Origin of the sequence: Chloracidobacterium sp. D, assembly GCF_018304685.1 — a bacterium.
Taxonomy (GTDB): domain Bacteria; phylum Acidobacteriota; class Blastocatellia; order Chloracidobacteriales; family Chloracidobacteriaceae; genus Chloracidobacterium; species Chloracidobacterium thermophilum.
The window spans coordinates 317,880-337,408 of the sequence record NZ_CP072634.1; the positions used below are offsets into that span (position 1 = coordinate 317,880).

At 61.7% G+C, this 19,529-nt stretch carries 20 protein-coding genes; 8 read left to right on the forward strand and 12 right to left on the reverse strand.

Going from position 1 to position 19,529, the window contains the following annotated elements; genetic code table 11:
* Positions 1 to 3 precede the first annotated feature (3 nt).
* Positions 4 to 303, forward strand: coding sequence for a 4a-hydroxytetrahydrobiopterin dehydratase (locus tag J8C01_RS01320; RefSeq protein WP_249355465.1), 300 nt, complete (start codon positions 4 to 6; stop codon positions 301 to 303).
* 67 nt (positions 304 to 370) lie between these two features.
* Here the strand turns inward: J8C01_RS01320 and J8C01_RS01325 are convergent, their stop codons facing one another.
* Both J8C01_RS01325 and J8C01_RS01330 read right to left on the reverse strand, forming a co-directional pair.
* Positions 371 to 1,462: an NAD(P)/FAD-dependent oxidoreductase gene (locus J8C01_RS01325; protein WP_211432132.1), complete on the reverse strand. Its 1,092-nt coding sequence runs from the start codon at positions 1,460 to 1,462 to the stop codon at positions 371 to 373.
* A gap of 71 nt (positions 1,463 to 1,533) precedes the next feature.
* The gene (locus J8C01_RS01330) at positions 1,534 to 2,910 is read right to left on the reverse strand and encodes a hydroxysqualene dehydroxylase (protein WP_014098773.1); all 1,377 of its coding nucleotides are present in this window, start codon (positions 2,908 to 2,910) and stop codon (positions 1,534 to 1,536) included.
* 252 nt (positions 2,911 to 3,162) lie between these two features.
* Between J8C01_RS01330 and proS the strand changes: the two genes are divergently transcribed.
* The 6 genes from proS (at position 3,163) to hisH (ending at position 9,718) form a co-directional block, all read left to right on the forward strand.
* Entirely contained in the window at positions 3,163 to 4,602 is a 1,440-nt protein-coding gene (proS, locus tag J8C01_RS01335; RefSeq protein WP_211432133.1) for a proline--tRNA ligase, read from the forward strand.
* A 145-nt stretch (positions 4,603 to 4,747) separates the two neighbouring features.
* The gene (locus J8C01_RS01340; protein WP_014098776.1) at positions 4,748 to 5,923 is read left to right on the forward strand and encodes a M48 family metallopeptidase; all 1,176 of its coding nucleotides are present in this window, start codon (positions 4,748 to 4,750) and stop codon (positions 5,921 to 5,923) included.
* A gap of 33 nt (positions 5,924 to 5,956) precedes the next feature.
* Positions 5,957 to 6,592, forward strand: a complete 636-nt coding sequence (locus tag J8C01_RS01345; protein WP_211432134.1) for a hypothetical protein — start codon at positions 5,957 to 5,959, stop codon at positions 6,590 to 6,592.
* Positions 6,589 to 7,722: a glycosyltransferase family 4 protein gene (locus J8C01_RS01350; protein WP_211432135.1), complete on the forward strand. Its 1,134-nt coding sequence runs from the start codon at positions 6,589 to 6,591 to the stop codon at positions 7,720 to 7,722. The genes J8C01_RS01345 and J8C01_RS01350 overlap by 4 nt, the downstream gene beginning before the upstream one ends.
* Positions 7,723 to 7,808: 86 nt before the next feature.
* Complete coding sequence (locus J8C01_RS01355) at positions 7,809 to 9,104, forward strand: VWA domain-containing protein (RefSeq protein ID WP_211432136.1); 1,296 nt, start codon at positions 7,809 to 7,811, stop codon at positions 9,102 to 9,104.
* Positions 9,104 to 9,718 (forward strand): imidazole glycerol phosphate synthase subunit HisH, encoded by a 615-nt coding sequence (gene hisH / locus J8C01_RS01360; protein WP_211432137.1) that lies wholly within the window; start codon positions 9,104 to 9,106, stop codon positions 9,716 to 9,718. The genes J8C01_RS01355 and hisH overlap by 1 nt, the downstream gene beginning before the upstream one ends.
* Before the next feature lie 96 nt (positions 9,719 to 9,814).
* Here hisH and ispD read toward each other — a convergent pair whose 3' ends face one another.
* The 8 genes from ispD to J8C01_RS01400 all read right to left on the reverse strand — a co-directional run bounded on the left by ispD (position 9,815) and on the right by J8C01_RS01400 (position 15,182).
* The gene (ispD, locus tag J8C01_RS01365) at positions 9,815 to 10,510 is read right to left on the reverse strand and encodes a 2-C-methyl-D-erythritol 4-phosphate cytidylyltransferase (RefSeq protein WP_014098781.1); all 696 of its coding nucleotides are present in this window, start codon (positions 10,508 to 10,510) and stop codon (positions 9,815 to 9,817) included.
* Positions 10,507 to 11,853 carry a cytochrome P450 gene (locus J8C01_RS01370; protein WP_211432138.1) on the reverse strand — a complete coding sequence of 449 codons (1,347 nt, stop codon included), beginning with the start codon at positions 11,851 to 11,853 and terminating at the stop codon, positions 10,507 to 10,509. Before J8C01_RS01370 ends, ispD begins: the two co-directional genes overlap by 4 nt.
* Before the next feature lie 158 nt (positions 11,854 to 12,011).
* Positions 12,012 to 12,818, reverse strand: coding sequence for an FHA domain-containing protein (locus tag J8C01_RS01375; RefSeq protein ID WP_211432139.1), 807 nt, complete (start codon positions 12,816 to 12,818; stop codon positions 12,012 to 12,014).
* Positions 12,802 to 13,065: an exodeoxyribonuclease VII small subunit gene (xseB, locus tag J8C01_RS01380; protein ID WP_014098784.1), complete on the reverse strand. Its 264-nt coding sequence runs from the start codon at positions 13,063 to 13,065 to the stop codon at positions 12,802 to 12,804. Before xseB ends, J8C01_RS01375 begins: the two co-directional genes overlap by 17 nt.
* A 5-nt stretch (positions 13,066 to 13,070) precedes the next feature.
* Positions 13,071 to 13,424: a c-type cytochrome gene (locus J8C01_RS01385; RefSeq protein ID WP_014098785.1), complete on the reverse strand. Its 354-nt coding sequence runs from the start codon at positions 13,422 to 13,424 to the stop codon at positions 13,071 to 13,073.
* 97 nt (positions 13,425 to 13,521) lie between these two features.
* Positions 13,522 to 13,965 carry a ferritin-like domain-containing protein gene (locus J8C01_RS01390; RefSeq protein WP_211432140.1) on the reverse strand — a complete coding sequence of 148 codons (444 nt, stop codon included), beginning with the start codon at positions 13,963 to 13,965 and terminating at the stop codon, positions 13,522 to 13,524.
* Entirely contained in the window at positions 13,934 to 14,140 is a 207-nt protein-coding gene (locus tag J8C01_RS01395) for a hypothetical protein (RefSeq protein WP_211432141.1), read from the reverse strand. The genes J8C01_RS01390 and J8C01_RS01395 overlap by 32 nt, the downstream gene beginning before the upstream one ends.
* Before the next feature lie 394 nt (positions 14,141 to 14,534).
* Positions 14,535 to 15,182 carry a DJ-1/PfpI family protein gene (locus J8C01_RS01400; protein WP_211432142.1) on the reverse strand — a complete coding sequence of 216 codons (648 nt, stop codon included), beginning with the start codon at positions 15,180 to 15,182 and terminating at the stop codon, positions 14,535 to 14,537.
* A 104-nt stretch (positions 15,183 to 15,286) separates the two neighbouring features.
* Here J8C01_RS01400 and J8C01_RS01405 point away from each other — a divergent pair, with 104 nt between their 5' ends.
* On the forward strand, positions 15,287 to 17,074 hold the full coding sequence (locus tag J8C01_RS01405) for an amino acid permease (RefSeq protein ID WP_211432143.1): 1,788 nt from the start codon (positions 15,287 to 15,289) through the stop codon (positions 17,072 to 17,074).
* 12 nt (positions 17,075 to 17,086) lie between these two features.
* On the opposite strand, the gene J8C01_RS01410 is transcribed toward J8C01_RS01405, so the two are convergent.
* Together J8C01_RS01410 and J8C01_RS01415 are read right to left on the reverse strand one after the other, a co-directional pair.
* Positions 17,087 to 18,355 (reverse strand): DUF4350 domain-containing protein, encoded by a 1,269-nt coding sequence (locus tag J8C01_RS01410; RefSeq protein WP_211432144.1) that lies wholly within the window; start codon positions 18,353 to 18,355, stop codon positions 17,087 to 17,089.
* Between the two features lie 78 nt (positions 18,356 to 18,433).
* Entirely contained in the window at positions 18,434 to 19,528 is a 1,095-nt protein-coding gene (locus J8C01_RS01415) for a DUF4129 domain-containing protein (protein ID WP_211432145.1), read from the reverse strand.
* Position 19,529 lies beyond the last annotated feature (1 nt).

Genomic DNA, 19,529 nt, shown 5'->3' on the forward strand with positions numbered 1-19,529 from the left:
CGCATGTCCAGGACACGTCCAATGGTGCTTGAGGCTGCCGAGTTGGAAAAACAGCTCGGTGATTTGCCGGCCTGGCAGTGTCAGTCCGGTCGTCTGGTGCGGACACTGACCTTTCGCAACTTTGCGGATGCCTTGGATTTCGTCAACCGGGTCGGAAAACTGGCTGAAGAAGCCAATCACCACCCGGATATCCTGCTGCACAACTGGAACCAGGTCACGCTGACGCTCTGGACGCACGACGTGGGCGGGCTGACCATGCTGGACATGAACCTGGCCCATAAAATCAATGCCGTTGTCAGCTAGGGCACACAGGGCAATCCCAAAGTAAACAAACTGTGACTGCCAGCGACATTTTCGCCCAAGCAAAGCGTCAGGGCTGGCACGTCCTTTGTGTGAAGCGTTCAGCCGCAGCCACGCCACTGAGAAAAGCCGCCTCGACCCGCCCGCCGAGCAGATAGTCGCCACAGATGTCCAGGTTGAAGTCAGCGACCGCCGTTATGGCGTCCAGGTTTGACAGGGACACTGCCGGGTTGGCATAACGCCACTGTTTGATGTTCACCCACCGGAGTGTCGGCAGGTCAAGCTGGAATTGCTCACTCAACGTGCTTGCCAGAGCCTGGATGACCATTCCTTCCGGCTGGTCAAGCAGGCTGCGGCTCGCTGCCGGACCAAACTGGGCAATGACAACGCTGTCTCCGTCAGGCACCCGGTACGGTGCAAGCCGGTCAAGCCAGGCCAGCCAGCCAATGGGGTAATCCTCGGACGCAGCCCGCAGCGCGCCAACGCCGGGGTATGCTGTGTTTGGTGGCGCGCCCCAGACCACAGTGATACAGGGGTGATACGTCACCTCTTCCAAAGCCTTTTGCAGCACGGTGAAAGGTGCTGGGAGGGGATGGCTGCGCGCCAGAAGCTGGGCAGCCTGTGGCGCCGGAAGCGCCAGGATGACCCAGTCTGCCGGGCGGATGCCGCCCAGGGTCGTGTTGTCTCCACGGGTATGGATGTCCCACCGGCGCAGTGTTGCGTCCCAGGCAATGGCTTCAACGAAGCACTCCCGGACCACCCGGAACTCCCCCATTCGAGCCACAATGGCTTTGGCCAGGGTGGTCATCCCGGAGCGAAACACGTAGCGGTGTGGAAAACCGGGAATGGCACTGACTTCGGGCTGACTGGCGTCCGCCAGAGCCGCAGCCAGGTCGTGAAAGGGGTAACTCACGACCGGGGCCGCCAGAGGTGCCATGGCTTCAGTGACGCCGACTTCGTGCAGAAAATCGGCAAAGGCAGTCGTCTTGACCGTGAAGTACTGTGCTCCGTGGTCGAAAGAGGTGTCCTCGTGGCGACGGGTGGCCATGCGTCCACCCAGCGCGCGGCTTTTCTCCAAAACTTCACAGTTGAAGCCATGCCGCGTCAGAGTGTAAGCCGCTGTAAGTCCAGCCAGGCCCGCGCCAATGATGGTGACGTCCATGACGATTCAGAAGACCGGACGCGCAGTGTCGCGCGTCCGTTTGTTCAGGAAGCCAGTCCCTGGTTTGACGCCTAGCTCGGCGGCGTGCCGCCGTGCCACTGGAGATTGCGCCCGTAAGCATCCATGATCATCTGCGCGGCACGAAAACCGGACAGCGTGGCCCCTTCCATACTCGGTGTGTACCCGTGGTGGGTAAAGTCGCCGCAGAGAAAGAAATTCTCAATGGGCGTTTTCTGGGACGGGCGGCGGCTTTCCGCGCCCGGTTCACAACGATACAGCGCCTGGGGAATCCGCACCACGGTGCTTTTGACGAGATTCGCCTGGGCGACTTCCGGGAAGAGTTCGGTGAGGTCGTCGAGGCACAGGCGGACGATTTCACCATCGTCGAGGTGGAAGAGGTCCTTGGCCGGGGCGACGATCATTTCAATCAGACACACATCATCGGCATAGCCTGGACTCGTGACCGACAGGTTGACGACGAGCGACATCACCGTTCCGATGGCGAATACGGCGTTGTCGAGGGCAATCACCTGGCGGTCAAAGCGAAGCTGGACGGTGATGACCGGGATTTCTTCAACCTGCCAGAGCCGCGAAAAGAAGGGATAACTCCAGGCCTGACCCGGCAGGACCTCCCGCAGCGCGTGCAGTTCCATGGCCGAGACATAGACATCAGCCGTGAGGTATTCACCGTTGGTCAGTTCCAGCCCCAGCGCACGGGGAGCGTCGTTTGAGAAGTCAATCCGCGCCAGCCGGGTATTCGTACGAATGCGGGCTCCACGTTTTTCGAGATAGGCCTGGATAGGTTGAAAGAGCCGCTGGCAGGGGTCGCCATCGAGAAAGCCGATGCGCGTGGCGTTGAACCCCTGGGCAATTGAGGCCATCTGGAAAATGATGACCCGCGCCGAAACTTCATCGGGACGCAGGAAACTGACCGTCCGTGACAGCGGATCGAAAAACCGTCCGATGGCTTCCCGGTTGACGCCCAGGTTGGCTGCCCAGTCGCTGAAGTTTTTGACATCCTGGTTTTCGATGAAGTTCTTGTCGCCAGTAAAGGCCGGTAGCAGACCCGTCAGCAGCTTGAGTTTGTCGCCGAAGCCGAGCAGGTCGCTGCCAATCATCGAACGCAGAATTTCGACGGGTCCGGCCGAGGGCGAAAAAGAGATGTTGGAGATTTTTCCGCCCTTGCTGGCATACACCAGTTGCTGCTTCTTCCACTTGATGCGGTCGGCAATGCCCACCCGCTCCATAAGGGCGATGAGGGATTTGTAGCTGCCCCGGATGACATGCGGGGCCGTTTCAACCCAGTCGCCGTCTTTGTCCAGCCAGGAGGAGACCCGTCCACCCAGCACCGGACGCTTCTCCAGCACTTCCACTTCGTAGCCGTTGTCGGCCAATTCAACGGCACACGCCAGTCCTGCCAGGCCAGCACCAATGACAATGACTTTCATAAGGCAAACAATCCAGTGACAGCAGTCCTGTCTGGCACGCCAGGGGGCATGGCCCTGCCCTGCCAGGACTGCGCTCAACGATACGCGCAATGCAGCCCGCTAAGCTAGTGATTTTCGCCGGCCGCGAATGCGAGCTTCTGAACGCTTCGAGTTGCGCCCGTTGACCTGTCGGCGCGGGCAAGGTAAACACATACCCGGTGCCAGGATTCCCCTGCCTACAAACTCTCTGTTGCAACGCTCCAACTTCTTTCCATGTCTGAACAAAAACTGCCGACGCGCGCCGAGGACTTCAATGAGTGGTACAACCAGTTGGTCCTCCGCGCCGAGCTTGCGGATTACGCCCCGGTGCGCGGTTGCATGATCGTCCGGCCCTACGGCTGGGCGCTGTGGGAAAACATTCAGGCGGCGCTCGACCGCCGCTTCAAGGCCACGGGCCATCTCAACGCTGCTTTTCCCCTGCTCATTCCAAAGAGCTTTCTGGAACGCGAAGCCTCGCACGTCGAAGGGTTCTCGCCCGAACTGGCCGTGGTCACGATTGGCGGTAACAAAGAACTCGAAGAACCGCTTGTGGTGCGCCCAACGTCGGAGACGGTCATCGGGCACGCATACGCCAGGTGGATTCAGTCCTACCGCGACCTGCCGGTGCTTATCAACCAGTGGTGCAGCGTCGTCCGGTGGGAACTGCGGACGAAACTCTTTCTGCGCACGCTGGAATTTTTCTGGCAGGAAGGGCACACGGCGCACGCCACCTTCGAGGAAGCCGAAGCCGAAACCCGCCAGATGCTCGATGTCTATACCGATTTTGCCGTCAACGAGGCGGCGCTGCCGGTCATTCCCGGTATCAAGTCCGAGTCGGAGCGTTTTGCCGGCGCCGACCGTACCTACTCGATTGAAGCCATGATGGGCGACGGCAAGGCGCTCCAGGCCGGTACTTCCCACAACCTGGGGCAGAATTTTGCCAGGGCGTTTGACATCCAGTTTCTTGACCGCGACGGTGAACGGAAATACTGCTGGACAACGTCGTGGGGGATGTCCACGCGGATCGTGGGCGCGATCATCATGGTGCACGGCGACGACCAGGGCCTGGTTCTGCCGCCCCGCCTGGCGCCGATTCAGGTGGTCGTTGTTCCGATTCACAAAAACGAGGACGAACGTGCGCGGGTGATGGAATCCGCCACGGGCCTGTATCAGGAAATGGTCAAGGTGGGCATTCGGGTCAAACTCGATACGCGGGAAGGGTTGACGCCCGGCTTCAAGTTCAATGACTGGGAAATGCGCGGCGTTCCCCTGCGCATCGAGATCGGGCCGAAGGATGTGGAAAAGGGCGTCGTCGTGCTGGCGCGGCGGGATCGTCCAGGCAAGGAGGGCAAGTCGGTAGTGGGCCGTGAAGGTGCCATTGTCACCATTGCCTCCATGCTGGAGGACATCCAACTCGCCATGCTCGCCAAGGCCAGGGCCTTTCGGGATGCCCGCCTCCATGACGTGTCCGACTACAATGCTTTCAAGGAAGCCATCGAGACAGGTTTCGCACGGGTGTGGTGGGATGGCGATGCCGCACTCGAACGTCAGATCAAGGAAGAAACCAGAGCGACGCTCCGGTGCATTCCGCTCGACCAGCCTGACCAGGTGGGAACGTGCTTTATGACCGGGCGGCCGACCCGCACCCAGGCTATCTTTGCACGAGCTTACTAGGGGCGGTTTGAACCGTGGATCAGCTTCAGTCCGTCCGGGCGCTGCTGCCCGGCCGGCTGGCTTGGGTTGCCCGACCGGGCAAAATCAAGCAAGCTGAAACTCCCCATCGGTTTTCCGTAATCATTCGTGTTCAAGGACACCTGCCATGCCGTCTGATGAGCCTCTTTCGCCCCAACCCGAATCGGAAGCAGATTCTGCGCCGGATACGGACCGGGTATCCGGGGAAGCCTCCGGGGAAACTGCGCCGGGCCGAAACCCCACGGCGGCGTCCGGGGAGGCTGCTGCGGCCACGGCGACACCTGCCACTGTTGAGGCTGTAAATGGGACGCCTGACCGGAACCGGGAAGTGCGGTGCCGTTACTGTGGGCAGCGCAATCGCGTCCGCGCCGACTGGACGCCACGGGCCGGCGTCCGCTGCGGCCGCTGCCGGCTGCCGCTGGATGAGCAGACACATCGCAAGTTTCCGGGACTGTCACCGCGCGAGTATATCCACCCGCTCGACTCCCAGGCGCTGGAGACCCTGCAGCTCATTCCGGGCATTGATCCGCTGCTCAAAAAGGCGCTCGAAATCACGGGCGAAACCTACCTGCGGGTGATGTTTACGGCCAACGGCGTCAAGGTTTCGGAAAAACAGTGTCCTGACCTGCATGCCAAACTGGAAGTCGCCTGCCAGACCCTTGGCATCCGGGAGTTGCCGGAGCTGTATCTCAGTGTGACGAATCCCCTGGGTGGCGGCGGGCTGGGCTTCAATGCCTTCACGAGCGGCGTCGAGCGTCCCTTCATCGTGTTGTTTACGCCGCTCATCGAACGGCTCGATGACATCGAGGTGCTGGCCGTCATAGCCCACGAACTGGGACACATCCACTGTCACCACCTGCTCTACAAGGTCGCTGCCGAACTGCTGTTTCAACTTGGCAGCTATGCGCTGTCCCGCGCGCCGCTGCCGCCGGGAGTTTCTGATCTGCTGACTTGGCCCGTGCGCAGTGCCCTGCTGACCTGGTATCAGAAGGCTGAGTTGAGCTGCGACCGCGCCGCCCAGCTCGTCGTTCAGGAGCCGCACGTACTGACCAAACTCATGATGAAGCTGGCCGGGGGGACGCTGACCTCGCGGCTCAATCACGAGGAATTCATTGCCCAGGCCCGCGCCTTCGACCAGCGCAATGAGAGCAACTTCGTTGACCGTTTCTGGACGTGGCAGATTGCCAGTGGGCGCACGCATCCCTTCCCCATCTGGCGGGTGTCAGAAATTCTCAAGTGGACAGAGAGCGAAGATGGCTACAAAAAACTGATGAAGCCCGCCGCGCTCGCCACCCTATCCTGACCGATTCAGCCGGTTTGAGCCGGCACGCAACGCATGAAGGCACTTTCGGCTTCCACTCCGCACGAACCCCGGCCGGACTTTCACGAATGGAAAACCGGCACGATCATTGTCGAACGGACAGGCATCCGGCGTCCGTTGTTTGCCCTGCGGCAGGCTGATCAGGTTCTGGCGCATCTGGTGTGGCAGCGCCGGCGCGCCGGACGGTACGTGGCGCAGGCCGACGGCCTGACGCTCGATGTGAGTGTCGCGCGCATGGGCTATGAACTCACCGTTCGGGATGACACCCAGGGGTTGTCCCGGTTGCGGATCAACCGCCGGCGCAATCCGCATCGCGCCCGGATGACCATCGAGTTACCGGCCGGCCGGTTTTTCGTGCGGCTGCGCCGGGATAATCGCCACCCCGGTGATTTTTCGCTTCACGTACGCCGGGAGTTCTACAAGCACGATCTGCTCGAAGTGCAGTTCGAGCGGGCGCAACTCAACACGCACCACGCTTCGCTGTCACGCCGTCTGCTGACCATCCAGGTGCATCCCGTCATGCGCTGGGAGGCCGTTCACTTCCATCATCTGGTCGCCTTGCTGGTGGGGTGCATCGTGTTCGTCGGCGGACACGATCAGTTCCGCTTCGACCCACGGGTGAATCCGTACATGGTCAAGCGGCGCGGATGAACATCCTGCACGTGAGTTCGGGTGACGGCTTTGGCGGCGGGGAGCAGCACGTGCTGGAACTCGTCCTCGCCTTGGCTGCCCGTGGACATCGGCTGCACGTGGCCACCCCGGCCGACGGGGCTCTGGCCCGAAGGTTGCGCGAAGCCGCCGGAGCGCAGCCATCCGTTGTGCTGCATCCGCTCCGTGTGCGTCATGCGCTTGATCCGGGGGCGATGTGGTCGCTGGTGCGCCTGGTGCGCGCACATCGCATAGACATTCTGCATGCCCACTACGCGCGCGACTATCCGGTAGCCGCCGGCGTCGTCCGCTGGCAACGCCAGTGGGGAAACCACCGCCCGGCCCTGTTTCTGACCCGTCACCACTATGCGCCGTTGAACGGGCATCGGCTGTATGCCTGGTGGTTGAGTGTGGCGGAACGGTTCATTGCCGTATCGGGCTATGTGCGTGACCAGCTCAAGGCATCGCTCGGATGGGATGACCGGCGGTTCGTGGTCATCCCGAACTGGGTGGATTCCAGCCGTTTTCGCCGCCCGGCAGTCTTTGACCGGGCAGGCTGCCGCCAGCGGTTCGGCCTGCCCCGGGACGGGTTTATTGTCGGCTGTCTCAATCGGCTGGAGCCAGACAAGGGACAGGCGACGTTGCTCTTTGCCCTGGAACTGGCCCGTCGCCGGATACCACAGCTTCATCTGGTGCTGGCCGGAAACGCCGATGCTGCTTATCTCGCCCGCTTGCAGCAGCAGGCCCGGACGGCCGGTTTGACGGCTCAGGTGAGCTTTCTGGGCTTCGTCGAAGATGTGCCGGCCCTGCTTTTTGCCTGTGACGTCGTGGCCATTCCCTCCCGGAATGAGGCGTTTTCGCTGGGCGTCCTTGAAGCCTGGGCCGCCGGTGTGCCGGTGGTCGTCTCCGACGTGGGTGGGTTGGCGGAGTTGGTCGCCCACGAAGAAAATGGCTTGCGGGTGGGCGTGCGGGATGTGAAGGGATGGGCGGCTGCCCTGTGTCGGCTGGCCTGTGATACAGTGCTGTGTCAGCGGTTGGTCAGGGCAGGGCAGCAGTCCGTTGGGCGCTACACGCTCAGCCACGCTGTGGTGGCGCTGGAACAGCTCTATCTGGCCCGAGCCACAAAATTCTGATTCAACAAATCGCGGTTTCTACAACGGGATGAGCATTTCGCTCGTCTGAGGTGTCAGTTGTCCAGGTTCAGGTCAGGAACACACCCATGAGAGCCAAGGGATACGTCAGAAACCAGGTCATCCGGCGCGGATTGGCACTGCTTGCCCTGCTGGGGATGGTGACCGGGCCCTTCCCGGCTGCTTTGGCCCAGTCGGGCCGACAGGTTACACGTCCACGGGTTGTCTCTCCGCGTCCACCGGCAGAGCCTTCACCAGCTCCCGAAGGAGAAGACACCGCGCCTCCGACTTCCCGCCCGCGCCCCAGCCTGGGGCGGCGTGGGGAGGACGCCCCACGCCCGTCCGTGCCGTCTCCGTCCGCGCGGCCGCCGGCTGCTGACGTTGACGATGACATCATCACCATTCAGGCGACGCTGGTCACGATTCCGGTTATCGTCAGTGACGACTACAACCGCTACCTGCCGTTTCTGCGGAAAAACCAATTCTCCCTGCTGGAAGACAACGTACCCCAGGAAATCACCTTTTTTGCGTCCGAGCAGGTGCCTTTTCACGTCGCCCTGGTGCTCGATGTCAGCCGCAGCGCCTACCTGAGCATTGACAACATGTGCAGTGCGGCCAATGCCTTCATTGACTACATCCGCCCGGATGACAAGGTCAGCGTCTTTACCTTCTCGGACAAGATTCGGCAGCTCTGTCCCTTTACCAGCAACCAGATGACGCTCCGGCAAGCCGTGGCGAGCGCCAGAATTGAAGGCGGCACCCGGCTCTATGACGCGGCCCAGCAAATTCTGGAGGGCTATCTGGCGCCCATCGAAGGCCGCAAGGCCATGATTCTGCTGACTGATGGTGAGGATACGACGAGCCGGCACTACAAGCCGCGGGATGTTCTCGACCGTGTGGCTGAATCCGATGTGCTCGTCTATACCGTACAGTATCCAGCCGCCGACCCAAGCCTTATTCAACCTTCAATTCAGTTTCCGTTCCCATTCCCATTTCCACTGCCGGGGCGCCGTCCACGCCGTGGCCCGTTCTTCCCGCTGGACGATCCACCCCAGGGGGGCGGCAGCAGCCGGCAGGAACCGTCGGTGATGGGGATTGAGGAGACCTTCCTGCGGGACATCGCCACAATTTCCGGCGGGACGCACAATCCGTTCACCGATGTTGGTACGGCGCGGACGATCTTCAGAAACATTGCCGAGGAGTTACGCCACGTCTATGTTCTGGGCTACTACCCGACACGCGGACTCGACCAGCCGGGGTATCGCCGGGTACGGGTGCGCGTCAATCTCCCTGAAGCCAGAGTGCGAGCGCGTCCTGGCTATGTCGTCACCGAGCAGATGGCCCAGCGCAACCGGACGCCTGTTCCCACCAATGCCCGTGACTGATGCGTAACCCCCGGCTCGTCATTCTCGATTACGGCGTCGGCAACCTGCGCAACCTGGAGCGTGCCTTTGCCCACTTGGGTATTGCAGCCCGGATTTCGTCTGACCCGGAAGTGGTTTACCAGGCAACGCACTTGGTGCTGCCCGGTGTGGGGGCTTTCGGCGCGGCCATGGATGAACTCCGGTCGCGGGGACTCGAACCGGTCGTCCGGTCGGTGTCCCGGTCGGGTGTCCCACTGCTTGGCGTCTGTGTGGGCTTCCAGATGCTCTTTGAGACCGGGCATGAGTTTGGCCGCCACGCCGGATTGGGATTGCTTGAAGGCGAGGTGCTGCGCTTTCCAGCCGAAGTCCGGCCCGTGCCCCACGTCGGATGGAATCAGGTCATCCAGACTCAGGCGCATCCCCTGTGGAAAGGCATTTCCGACGGTGCCTTTTTCTACTTCGTGCATTCGTACTACGCCGCGCCACGGGTTTCCGGGCAGGTTCTGGGTGCTACTGACTACGGTCTGCGCTACGCCAGCGTTGTCGCGTATGACAACATCATGGGCGTGCAGTTTCATCCTGAAAAGAGCCACCAGGTTGGCTTACGCCTGCTCCACAACTTCGCCAGCCTGTAGTCGCACCGCGTGGCCTGCCACGCCTGCCTTGCGGCCTGTCTTGTGCGCACCGGCGAAGTGGAAAGCAGGACAAAAGGGCTGGAGAAGTTGGCGTGGCTACGTTGATTCGCGTGCGAGGCGTTGCCAGAGAAAATCAGCCAGCGGCAGATCGTCCGGGTGGGTGATTTTTAGATTCCAGCGCGGTCCGGGCACGATCCGTACCGGCACGCCCAACCGTTCAACCAGCATGGCGTCATCGGTTGCTGTCACCTGTTCGGCTGCGGCGCGCGCGTGGGCGTCCCGGAGCAGTCCGGTCTCAAAGGCCTGCGGCGTCTGCACCGCATAGAGGGTTGAACGGGGAGGGGTTTCGTAGGCCAACCCGTCCTGTACCAGCTTGATGGTGTCCGTGGCCGGGTGCCCGACCACAGCCGCGCGGTCGGCCCGGGCAGCAGCTATTGTGGCGGTGATGAGTTCTGTCGTGGCAAAGGGCCGTACAGCATCGTGGACTACGACCACTGAGGTTCCGTCGGGGACGGCCGCCAGCGCCAGCCGTACTGATTCCTGCCGCTCGGCTCCACCGGCAACAGCCGTGATGGGTTTTTCAACGGGGAAGGTTTCCAGCAGGGCGGCAAACACCGGCCGCGCCGTCGGCGGCAACGCCACGACGATGTGGCTTACATCCGGGCAGGCCGCCAACCGGCGCAGCGTGTGAATGATGATGGGACGACCGGCAAGTTCGAGAAACTGTTTCGGGCGGTCAGCGCCAAACCGGACGCCAAGCCCGCCGGCCGGAACAATGGCAACAGCCGTCATGCCCGGGCTTCAAGGATCATCGGCATGCCGTACTTCGGACGCAGGGTGATGAGCGGCTCCGGCACGACGCGCGCTTCAGGGGCTAGGCGTAGGCGCCACTTCTGCGCCAGAGTGGCCAGAATGAGTACGCCTTCCATCCAGGCGAACCCTTCGCCAATACAGGCGCGCGGGCCGCCACCGAAAGGAAAGTAACTGAACTTCGGACGTTTTTCCCTTTCTTCCGGCGTCCAGCGTTCGGGGATGAAACGCTCCGGTGCCGGGTAGAAATCTGAGCGGCGCTGGACAACATACGGACTCATGAGAATCAGCGCGCGCGCCGGCAGGCGGTAGTTGCCCAGCGAAAAGGCTTCGAGGGCGCGCCGTCCGAAGACCCAGGCAGGCGGATACAGCCGCATGCTTTCGGCAAAGACCATTTCCGTGTACTTGAGCTTGCCATAATCGGCGGCCGTGGGCAGGCGTCCACCTAAAACGGCATCCACTTCAGCGTGCAGGCGGGCTTCGACTTCGGGATGCTGCGACAGCAGATACCACGTCCAGGTGAGGGCATTGGCCGTGGTTTCGTGGCCGGCAAGGAAGATCGTCATCGCTTCATCGCGGAGCTGTTCATCGGTCATCCCCGTGCCGTCGCCTTCTTCGTCCTGGGCGATGAGCAGCATCGAAAGCAGGTCTCCCCGGTCTTCGCTGGTGCGGCGGCGTTCCCTGATGATGCGATAGACGGTTTCATCCAGCCGCGCCTGCGCTGCACGGAAGCGATGGTTGAAGGGCAACGGGAGTTTTTCGATCAGCTCGAAGAAGGGCAGCGTCATGACGGCGGAAAACAGTTCAATGACGGTCGTCAGTGCCGCTCCAATCTCATCGGATTCATTCTTGACTTCAGCATCAAACAGCGTTTTGGCGACCACCCGCAGCGTCAGCCGCATCATTTCCTTGGCCATGTCGTGTTGTTCGCCGGGCTGCCATTCATCGCGCATTTCGGCCGCATACTGGGCCATGATGCGCGCATAGAGCGCAATGCGCTCCCGGTGAAAGGCCGGCTGCGACAGCCGGCGCTGCCGTTTGTGAAACTCACCTTCGCTGGTGAGCAGACCGTTGCCCAGAAACTTGCGCGCCCGTTGCAGGCCGCGCCCCTTGATGAAGTTTTTGTGGTTGGTAACAAGAATGTCCCGGATGTAGTCGGGGTTGCTCACCATGAACACCCGCTCGCTCCCCAGGCGGAACTGCACGATGTCACCATAGCGGCGATACAGGCCTTGGAAGAACCGGAGGGCGTCCGTCCGAAAGCGGTAGATGTTGGCACCTGGCAGGGTCCGCGCGGCGCGTGGCGCTTCGAGTTGGGCAATCATGGCAACGTTGTTCCCGGCGGATGAAGTCTCTGTCAAGCCACAGGCGTCTGGACGGCATTTGCCGTCGCACGCCCGGCAGCGGCGAAATTGTATGTCCGGTCAAGCCATGACGCAATCGGGAAATTTGAGTTTGGATTCAGTTTTTACCGGCCCGGTTTTTACCGGGATGTACGTGTTTCCCACTGCCTGCCCGTCCGGCGCACGATGAGTTGCGCCAGCTCGATGCCGCTGGCGTTATTCGGCGGCCGGAAGTGGATGCGCCGGGTCTTGCCGACGATGGCGTAGGTGGCCCTCCCTTGGGCGCGCAGGCGGGCCTGCAGGTGTGTTACTTCCGGCCAGGGTAATGTCACCTGTTGCCAGATACCCTGATATTCGATGTGGGATGGGGTAATGGTGAGGTTGACCCGCGCCATGCTCCACGCCAGAAGCAGGGCCAGGATACCAGGCGGCATCAGCAGTACGGCGGTCAACAGGCTGCCAAGCCACAGCGGGAGCAGGAGCAACAACAGTCCAAGCCCATACACCGGGAAGCGCCAGGGGGAAGGCAGCGGGAATTCACAGGTGCCGAGAACATAGGTCTCGCTCTGCGCATTGCCAATCCACTGCGCCGCCGGCCAATCGAAGGTGATGCGCAACCGTGGGCCGCCACATCCGAGTTCGATTTCATCGCCGCTGGTCAGGCTGGCCCGGGTAACGTCGTTGCCGTTGAGGCGCGTGCCGTTGGTGCTTTCCAGGTCTTCAATCCAGATGGCAGTGCCATCAAAGGAAAGTCGGGCGTGGCGGCCGGAAGCTGCCGTGTCGTCGGGGGCCAGGCGTACCTCGCAGCGGTGCGAACGTCCGATGACGACTGGAAGGTGCCGGATGACCTGCTGCTTCCCAGCCAGTCCGCCACACAGATGGTGAACCGTCAGGGTGACGGATGTGGTTTCGGGGAAACGGACGGCGGCTTCATTCATTGTCGGCATCGTCGCCTGTGGGGGCGAAGGGAGCAGTGATGACGCTCCCATCGGCAGACTTGAGAATGATTTCAATCCGCTGCTCGGCCGCCAGAAGCCGGTCACGGCAGTGACGCGCCAGCATCATCCCCCGCTCAAAAAGATCGAGCGCCGCTTCCAGTGGAAGCTGTCCGTCCTCCATCTGCTGGACAATCTGCTCCAGTTCGGCCAGAGCCGCCTCGTAGGTGAGCGATTCGGGTGCTTTGGGAGTTGGCATCAGTCCTAGAGCGTGCGCAGGTAAGCGATGAGATCATCGAGTTGCTGGGCCGTGTACTTGCTACCAAAGGCCGGCATTCCGCCGCCGCCTTTCTGAATCTGGGCTTTGACGACGGCAACCGAAACCGGGCGATTGGTGGCCGGCATTTTCCTGCCTTTGAACAATCCCTGCAAGCCGGGCCCGATATTGGTCGTTTTGCTCGTTGCACTGTGGCAGGGGGCACAGGTTTCAGCAAACAACTGCCTGCCGGTGGCGGCGTTTCCGGTTGCTTTGCCTTTTTGCGCAACGGCCGCGGTCAGGCTGGTCGCCAGAGCGCCAAGCAGCGCGAGTGCCAGCAGGAGTGATTTGAGAGTGGTCATAATGTCTCCGGGGAGTAAAAAGCCCCTGCCGACACACACGTGGGCAGGGGCGGGAGTTGTGGCACAGGGTTAGCCCAAGTTGGACTGGTTGGACAGCCTATTTAACGACCGGCCCCTGAAGCAGCGGGTCCTTCTGGAGAACGAAACGCAGGAGTGCGGCATGCTGCGCCTCGGCCGCGCCGATACCGGCCAGCACCGGAATCAGTTCTTTGTCCGAGAATGACGTCAGGACCCCGATGTAGGCCCCAGCCGCCTGCTCTTCAAGCGTCAGGGCAAATTCGAGAATGTCCGTGGCTGACTTGATGTTCGGCACGGCTTCCGCAATGGCTTCATATTCCTTGGGGTCTTTCTTCGGCTCAACGGGCGTCCCGCCAAACTTCTTGATGACACTGATAAGGGAGTCCCGGTGCGCTTCGTGGTGGCTCATAAACAGCTTGGCCGCCGCCAGCGCCGGACCTTCGAGCAGTCCCGTACTGGCGCCGACGCCATAAGCGGCAATCGCCTGGTGTTCAAGGTTGAGCGCCACGTTGGCAATCTTCACGTCGCCGGCCCTGTCCGCGCCCAAGGGCTACGGATGGCGTCAGAAGTGAGCTGCCGAGCATGGTGAAGGCGCTGGCCCCGAGGCCCACCACGCCCGCCTTGAGCGCCGCCCGGCGGCCGCGTTGAATGAGTTCACCGACTTCCAGGTACTTGTTGGTCAGGTCGCGTTCTTTCATTGGAATCACATCCTCCGAAAATGTGAAAAAACTGCGTTACAACGATGTCGAACGGTGTGACGAAACCGCACGACGGCTTCTTGAGTGCGCGTATGCCGCACATGGCAGACATACGACCAGTGGTTTGGCCCGGATGAATGTTTTTTGGAAACACTCCCCGCGGCCACAGAGTTGCGGGAGGTTTATTGCATCGAACATCAGGATGCAAAGTTTTTGGGGCTTTCAAGCCAGGGAAGCCCCACGGGCGAACCCTCTGATGCCTGCCGGGGGTGCAGGATTGTGTTGTGAGGGATTACCATGGCGGCGCATGTCGGCTCTGGCTGCTGCCGTACGGACACGCCGCGCTGGATTGGCCATGGGGGGCTTTCCATGGGCGGCTACGGCCCATGGGCGGCTACGGCGCGGCGTCCCGGCGGAGGAAAGCCTCGGCGCGTGCCACAATTCCGGGGCCGGCTGTTTCCGGTGTCCCGGCCGTGAAGGGTGGCTGGGGTGCATATTCAATAAAAAGCTGCATGAGTTCGGCCGTTTCCTGCCCGCATTCGAGCGCAGCGAGTGTCAGAGCGGCGTCAATCCCGGCCGAAACACCGGCCGCCGTGAGAATGTTGCCCCGGCGGACAACACGCGCCTGGCTGGGCGTGATGCCAAACTGCCGCAGCGTCTCGCGGGCTGACCAGTGGGTGGCCGCTTCGCCGCCGGTGAGAATCCCAGCCGCAGCCAGAATCAATGAGCCGGTACACACGCTGAGCGTCCAGCGTGTGGTGGGATACATGCGGCGTAACCACGCCAGGGTGTCCGGGTTGCGCATTTGCGCCGGTGCGTTGCCGCCCGGAACCACGAGGATGTCTGCCCGTGTGACCTCATCACAGATCAGGTCGGCATGAAGGCGCAGAAAGGTTGAGTCAACGGTGACGGGTCCCCGTTGCCGGGCGACAAACTGCACGACCGCACCCGGCAGCCCACGCAAAATCTCGTAGGGGCCAATGGCATCGAGAGCCGTCATGCCGGGATAGAGATAGACGACAATGGTGCAGGTGGATTCCATGGACCAAAGGGCAGTGTGCCAACCAAAGGTTTGACAGAGAATCAGGGCAGACCATAGCATCGGACGGCTTTCCCGAACATCATCACACGCCCTTCCGTTGGAACATGTCCCTTTTTGTCCGTCTGTTCCGTACGAAATCCGTGGCGCGCATCCAGGCGGATGCGGCGTCCGGCCTGAGTGATCACGAAACCGGCAGCACCCTGGCCAAGGAACTCACCACCTTTGATTTGACGGCCCTGGGCATTGCCGCCGTCATTGGCGCCGGGATTTTTTCAACCGTCGGTAATGCGGCCTACAGCGGCGGCCCGGCCGTATCGCTGCTGTTCATCTTCACGGCCGTTGCCTGTGGTTTTGCGGCCCTGTGCTATGCCGAGTTTGCCTCGATGATCCCGGTGGCCGGGTCGGCCTACACCTATGCCTACGCCAGTTTTGGGGAACTCGTCGCCTGGATCATCGGCTGGGACCTCATTCTGGAATACGCCATCGGCAACATTGCCGTGGCCATTTCCTGGAGCGAGTATTTTTCCAACCTGCTGGCCGGGTGGGGCTATCCCATCCCATCCTACTTCCGCATGGATTTTCTCACCGCCAGACGTGGCTTTGCGGCAGTCAACGAACTGCTCGGCCAGGGACAAAGCCTCGAAGTCATCCGGGGGATGGATGGCATGGCGTCCCAAGTTACGGCCTATGAAGCCTGGCTCAATGCGCCGCGTCTGGGGGAGCTGCCCATCGTCTGCAATCTTCCGGCGCTCGCCATCGTGACGCTGATTACGGCGCTGGTGTACGTCGGCATCCGCGAGTCCAAGCAGGTGTCCAATGCAATGGTGGTCTTCAAGGTCGCTGTCGTGGTGTTTGTGATCGTCGTGGGGGCCTTCTACATCAAACCGGAAAACTGGACACCCTTTGCGCCCAACGGCTTGGCCGGGGTGCTCAACGGCGTGGCGGCCGTGTTTTTCGCCTACATCGGCTTTGACGCCATTTCGACAACGGCCGAAGAATGCCGCAATGCCCAGCGTGACCTGCCACGCGGGATCATCTACTCGCTGCTCATCTGCACGCTGCTCTACGTCCTGGTTTCCCTTGTGCTGACCGGCATGGTGCCCTACACCAAGCTCCAGGTGGCCGACCCGATGGCGTTTGTCTTCGGCAGAGAAGGGGCGAACCTGCTCATTGTCGAGCGTATCGTTGCCATCAGCGCCGTTGTGGCCACAACCACCGTGCTGCTCGTCTTTCAGATTGGTCAGCCGCGCATCTGGATGGCGATGGCGCGGGACGGTCTGCTGCCCAAGGTGTTTGCCCGGGTTCACCCACGGTTCAAAACGCCGGGGTTTGCCACCATTGTGACCGGGTTTCTGGTGGCGATTCCCTCGTTGTTTATGAACCTGACCGAAGTCACTGACCTCACCAGCATTGGGACGCTCTTTGCCTTCGTGCTCGTGTGTGGCGGGGTGCTCATCCTGGAGCAGACCGCGCCTTCCGCAGAACGGAAGTTTCGCGTGCCCTACATCAACGCCAAGTACATTGTGCCGGCCGGAGTCTTGGCGGCCGGGCTGGTCTTTGCCCTGTATCCGCCGGCAACCGCCGTGGCGCGCGATTTTCTGACCGTCACACCGGCCGCCGGGGAAAGCTGGCTGGGAGCCGTTTCGCACAAGGTACCCTTCCTGGTCTTTGCCGTGGGAACGCTGGCGTTGGCCGGGCTGTGCTTTCTCAAGAATCTTTCCCTGATTCCCGTCCTGGGGTTGCTGCTGTGCGGTTATCTGATGACGGAGCTGGGAATCGTCAACTGGCTGCGGTTTCTGGGATGGCTGGCGGTTGGTCTCGTCATTTATTTCGGCTATGGCTTCCGGCACAGCCGTCTTGAAATGGAAGCCGGGGAGCAGGTTTCCGGCTGAAAGACGGAGGCGCTAGGGGGGAAGCCGGGCGTCCAGCGCGCGCAGCCGCTGTGCCAGGCGGAGTAACTCGGCATCGCCTATCGTTGCCCGTCCCTCGATGACGGCCTGGCACCGCTCGGTGACGGCACGCCACTCACTCATCGGATGCCCGGAACGTTCACTCGCCGCAAGGCACAACTCTTTGAGTGGTGCTGTTGTGGGGAGTCCCGTGTAGTGGCACAGCCGCCGGTGAAAGCGCCGGTACAGGTTTTCAATTGCCAGATCGCGTGCGGCGGCTGCTTTCTGAATCCGGGCCATGGCGGTGACAAACTCCAAGGCATTCGTGCGGGGTTTGACCGGCAGCCGCACCGGTCGTCCGAAACGGCGTCCCAGGGTGTAGGCTGCCAGGAGTCCCAGGGCGACGATGTGCCACACCATCCAGGGAATGGGTGTTCCCCGGAAATAGCCCAGCAGACCGAGCAGCCCGCCGTTGGTGGCGCGGTAGCCGTGATGATAGTCGTCAAAAACCACCTGTCCAGCGTTGTCGCGTGTTGCCAGCCGCACGAGATTGAGCAGAAAGCGTGCATTGTCGCCTTCGGCCAGACCCTGGTTGGCAATGACGAAAGGATCGCCGACGTAGATGATGCGTCCCGCCCCGTAACGGACTTCAGCAACGGCTGGAGTGTCCTGAACGCCGGCCAGTGGGACACAGGCCGTCATCTGAAGCGGAAAAGAAGGCTCATCCTCTATCTTGGAGATCGGCACCGGTTGCAGCATCACGGTTGTGGCTTTGGGAGAGATGCCCAACCAGCTTACGCCCTGAAAGGCACCGCCTGGTTGCCAAGGCACCGCGCGTTGCACCGGAACCTGACCAAAAGCCGAACCGGGACCTTCCGGCGGCAGGTATGAACCCGGAAGAAGCTGCTGACGGCCGAGCCGGAGCGGCCACGAACGCTCAAACATGACAAACGTTCCACCCCGTCCAACCCATTCTGCCAGCGCCCGGAGTTGCCTGGTTCTGGGCTTGGTACGGGGTTCGACAAAGATGACGACCCGCACATCCTGCCGGTCGGCCAGGGCCCGGTAGTCCTGTTCCCAGCGGCTGACCCGCACACCCGATTCCTGCAAGAACAGGTAAGCGCCCAGTGTGCCGTAGGGCCGGCTGGAATGGGTCGAGCGGTCGGCATATTCATCTGTTTCCGCATCGGGTTCCGGTTTGACGTAAAACAGCAGATTGATACCCAGCAGCAGAACGACCACGAGAACAACGAGCAGGCTGTTGGTCAGGGTTTGGCGGTTCATGCGGCAGGAGTTTCAGGTCGGGCCGGAATGAGGGGGACATCCCACCAGCAATGGCTGGGCAAAACAGGTCAGGCAAAACTAGGCGGCTGGCAGGGCAGCGCGCACTTCCTGGTAACGTGACAGGCAACGTTCGTAATCTTCCCGGCTGCCCTGGTGCTGTCCATACCAGAGCCGGTCGAAGCGGTCAGTCAACTCATGCACTGCCGGGTAAAGACGCACCTGGGCGCGGACGGCGGAGAGATACTCGCGGTTGGTCCAGGCCGGGTTCAGCGAGAGAACTTCCCGCCGGTCAAGTTCGTGGAGCAGGGCAATATAGACCTTGCGTACGGCCTGTCTCCAGTCGCCGGCTTCAGCCGCAGCCTGCGCCTGTGCCAACAGATCGTCGGCATCCAGATCAAGCGCGACGGGTTCGCCCAGAATGATGCGGACTCCGTCTTCCGCATCGGTTGGCGGTCGGCGCAGGCGGCGTACGAGCCAGACGGCCCCACCGGCAAGCAGGAGCGTCAGGCTGACCCACAGGCCCCTTTGCACCCACTGGTTTGACCAAAGCCCACCACTTTCGGCATCAGATTGTTTGCCCTGGGGCAGTTTGCCAAAAATCTTTTCCAGCCACGCCACCAGCCACTCCCGCAGGTACTCAAGGGGGGGCTTGGTCTTCCTGATGGGTTGGAAGTCCTCGCGGGCAAGAATTTCCTGGACGTTAGCCATGGACCCATCTGGTACATCGTTGGTGTGGTGCTCCAGGATGGCGAGATGGGCTTTCAGGGAGTGTAGCCGTTCGTGGATGTCCGTCGCATCCGTAGCCTGACAGAGTTCGTCAAGGGCCGCGCGAAGGCTTCGGTTGTCCACGGTCAGCCGGCCGGTCGGGGTCGTAATGCTTGGGCGCTCCGGCAAAAGCCGATACAGTGCTTCCCGGTCATGTGGGGGAAGGCAGCGGTCTAGGGGCGCTACAGCGCCTTCAGCTTCATCGTCCAACGTGGGTGCTTGGGTGACGTGGACTTGGAGAGCGTTTTCAATGATTTCCCGTGCCTGTGCCAGACGCGCGCGATACGCTTCCAGCGACATTTCCTCCGGCACGGCGGCCCGGACGGGAAGTGTGCCGAGCAGCAGGCACAGCCACCACCCTGTCAGGCAGAGCAGACGCCATTGGGTATCGCCCCTGGTGCCATTCATG

Excerpts from the sequence above, each read along its gene's own strand:
- ispD (WP_014098781.1), bottom strand. The coding sequence starts at position 10,510 with ATGACGGCTGTTGCCATTGTTCCGGCCGGCGGGCTTGGCGTCCGGTTT.
- J8C01_RS01330 (WP_014098773.1), bottom strand. The coding sequence starts at position 2,910 with ATGAAAGTCATTGTCATTGGTGCTGGCCTGGCAGGACTGGCGTGTGCC.
- J8C01_RS01350 (WP_211432135.1), top strand. The coding sequence starts at position 6,589 with ATGAACATCCTGCACGTGAGTTCGGGTGACGGCTTTGGCGGCGGGGAG.
- J8C01_RS01385 (WP_014098785.1), bottom strand. The coding sequence starts at position 13,424 with ATGACCACTCTCAAATCACTCCTGCTGGCACTCGCGCTGCTTGGCGCT.
- hisH (WP_211432137.1), top strand. The coding sequence starts at position 9,104 with ATGCGTAACCCCCGGCTCGTCATTCTCGATTACGGCGTCGGCAACCTG.
- J8C01_RS01410 (WP_211432144.1), bottom strand. The coding sequence starts at position 18,355 with ATGAACCGCCAAACCCTGACCAACAGCCTGCTCGTTGTTCTCGTGGTC.
- J8C01_RS01415 (WP_211432145.1), bottom strand. The coding sequence starts at position 19,528 with ATGAATGGCACCAGGGGCGATACCCAATGGCGTCTGCTCTGCCTGACA.
- J8C01_RS01325 (WP_211432132.1), bottom strand. The coding sequence starts at position 1,462 with ATGGACGTCACCATCATTGGCGCGGGCCTGGCTGGACTTACAGCGGCT.
- J8C01_RS01340 (WP_014098776.1), top strand. The coding sequence starts at position 4,748 with ATGCCGTCTGATGAGCCTCTTTCGCCCCAACCCGAATCGGAAGCAGAT.
- proS (WP_211432133.1), top strand. The coding sequence starts at position 3,163 with ATGTCTGAACAAAAACTGCCGACGCGCGCCGAGGACTTCAATGAGTGG.
- J8C01_RS01355 (WP_211432136.1), top strand. The coding sequence starts at position 7,809 with ATGAGAGCCAAGGGATACGTCAGAAACCAGGTCATCCGGCGCGGATTG.
- J8C01_RS01375 (WP_211432139.1), bottom strand. The coding sequence starts at position 12,818 with ATGCCGACAATGAATGAAGCCGCCGTCCGTTTCCCCGAAACCACATCC.
- xseB (WP_014098784.1), bottom strand. The coding sequence starts at position 13,065 with ATGCCAACTCCCAAAGCACCCGAATCGCTCACCTACGAGGCGGCTCTG.
- J8C01_RS01370 (WP_211432138.1), bottom strand. The coding sequence starts at position 11,853 with ATGATTGCCCAACTCGAAGCGCCACGCGCCGCGCGGACCCTGCCAGGT.
- J8C01_RS01400 (WP_211432142.1), bottom strand. The coding sequence starts at position 15,182 with ATGGAATCCACCTGCACCATTGTCGTCTATCTCTATCCCGGCATGACG.
- J8C01_RS01395 (WP_211432141.1), bottom strand. The coding sequence starts at position 14,140 with ATGAAAGAACGCGACCTGACCAACAAGTACCTGGAAGTCGGTGAACTC.
- J8C01_RS01320 (WP_249355465.1), top strand. The coding sequence starts at position 4 with ATGTCCAGGACACGTCCAATGGTGCTTGAGGCTGCCGAGTTGGAAAAA.
- J8C01_RS01345 (WP_211432134.1), top strand. The coding sequence starts at position 5,957 with ATGAAGGCACTTTCGGCTTCCACTCCGCACGAACCCCGGCCGGACTTT.
- J8C01_RS01405 (WP_211432143.1), top strand. The coding sequence starts at position 15,287 with ATGTCCCTTTTTGTCCGTCTGTTCCGTACGAAATCCGTGGCGCGCATC.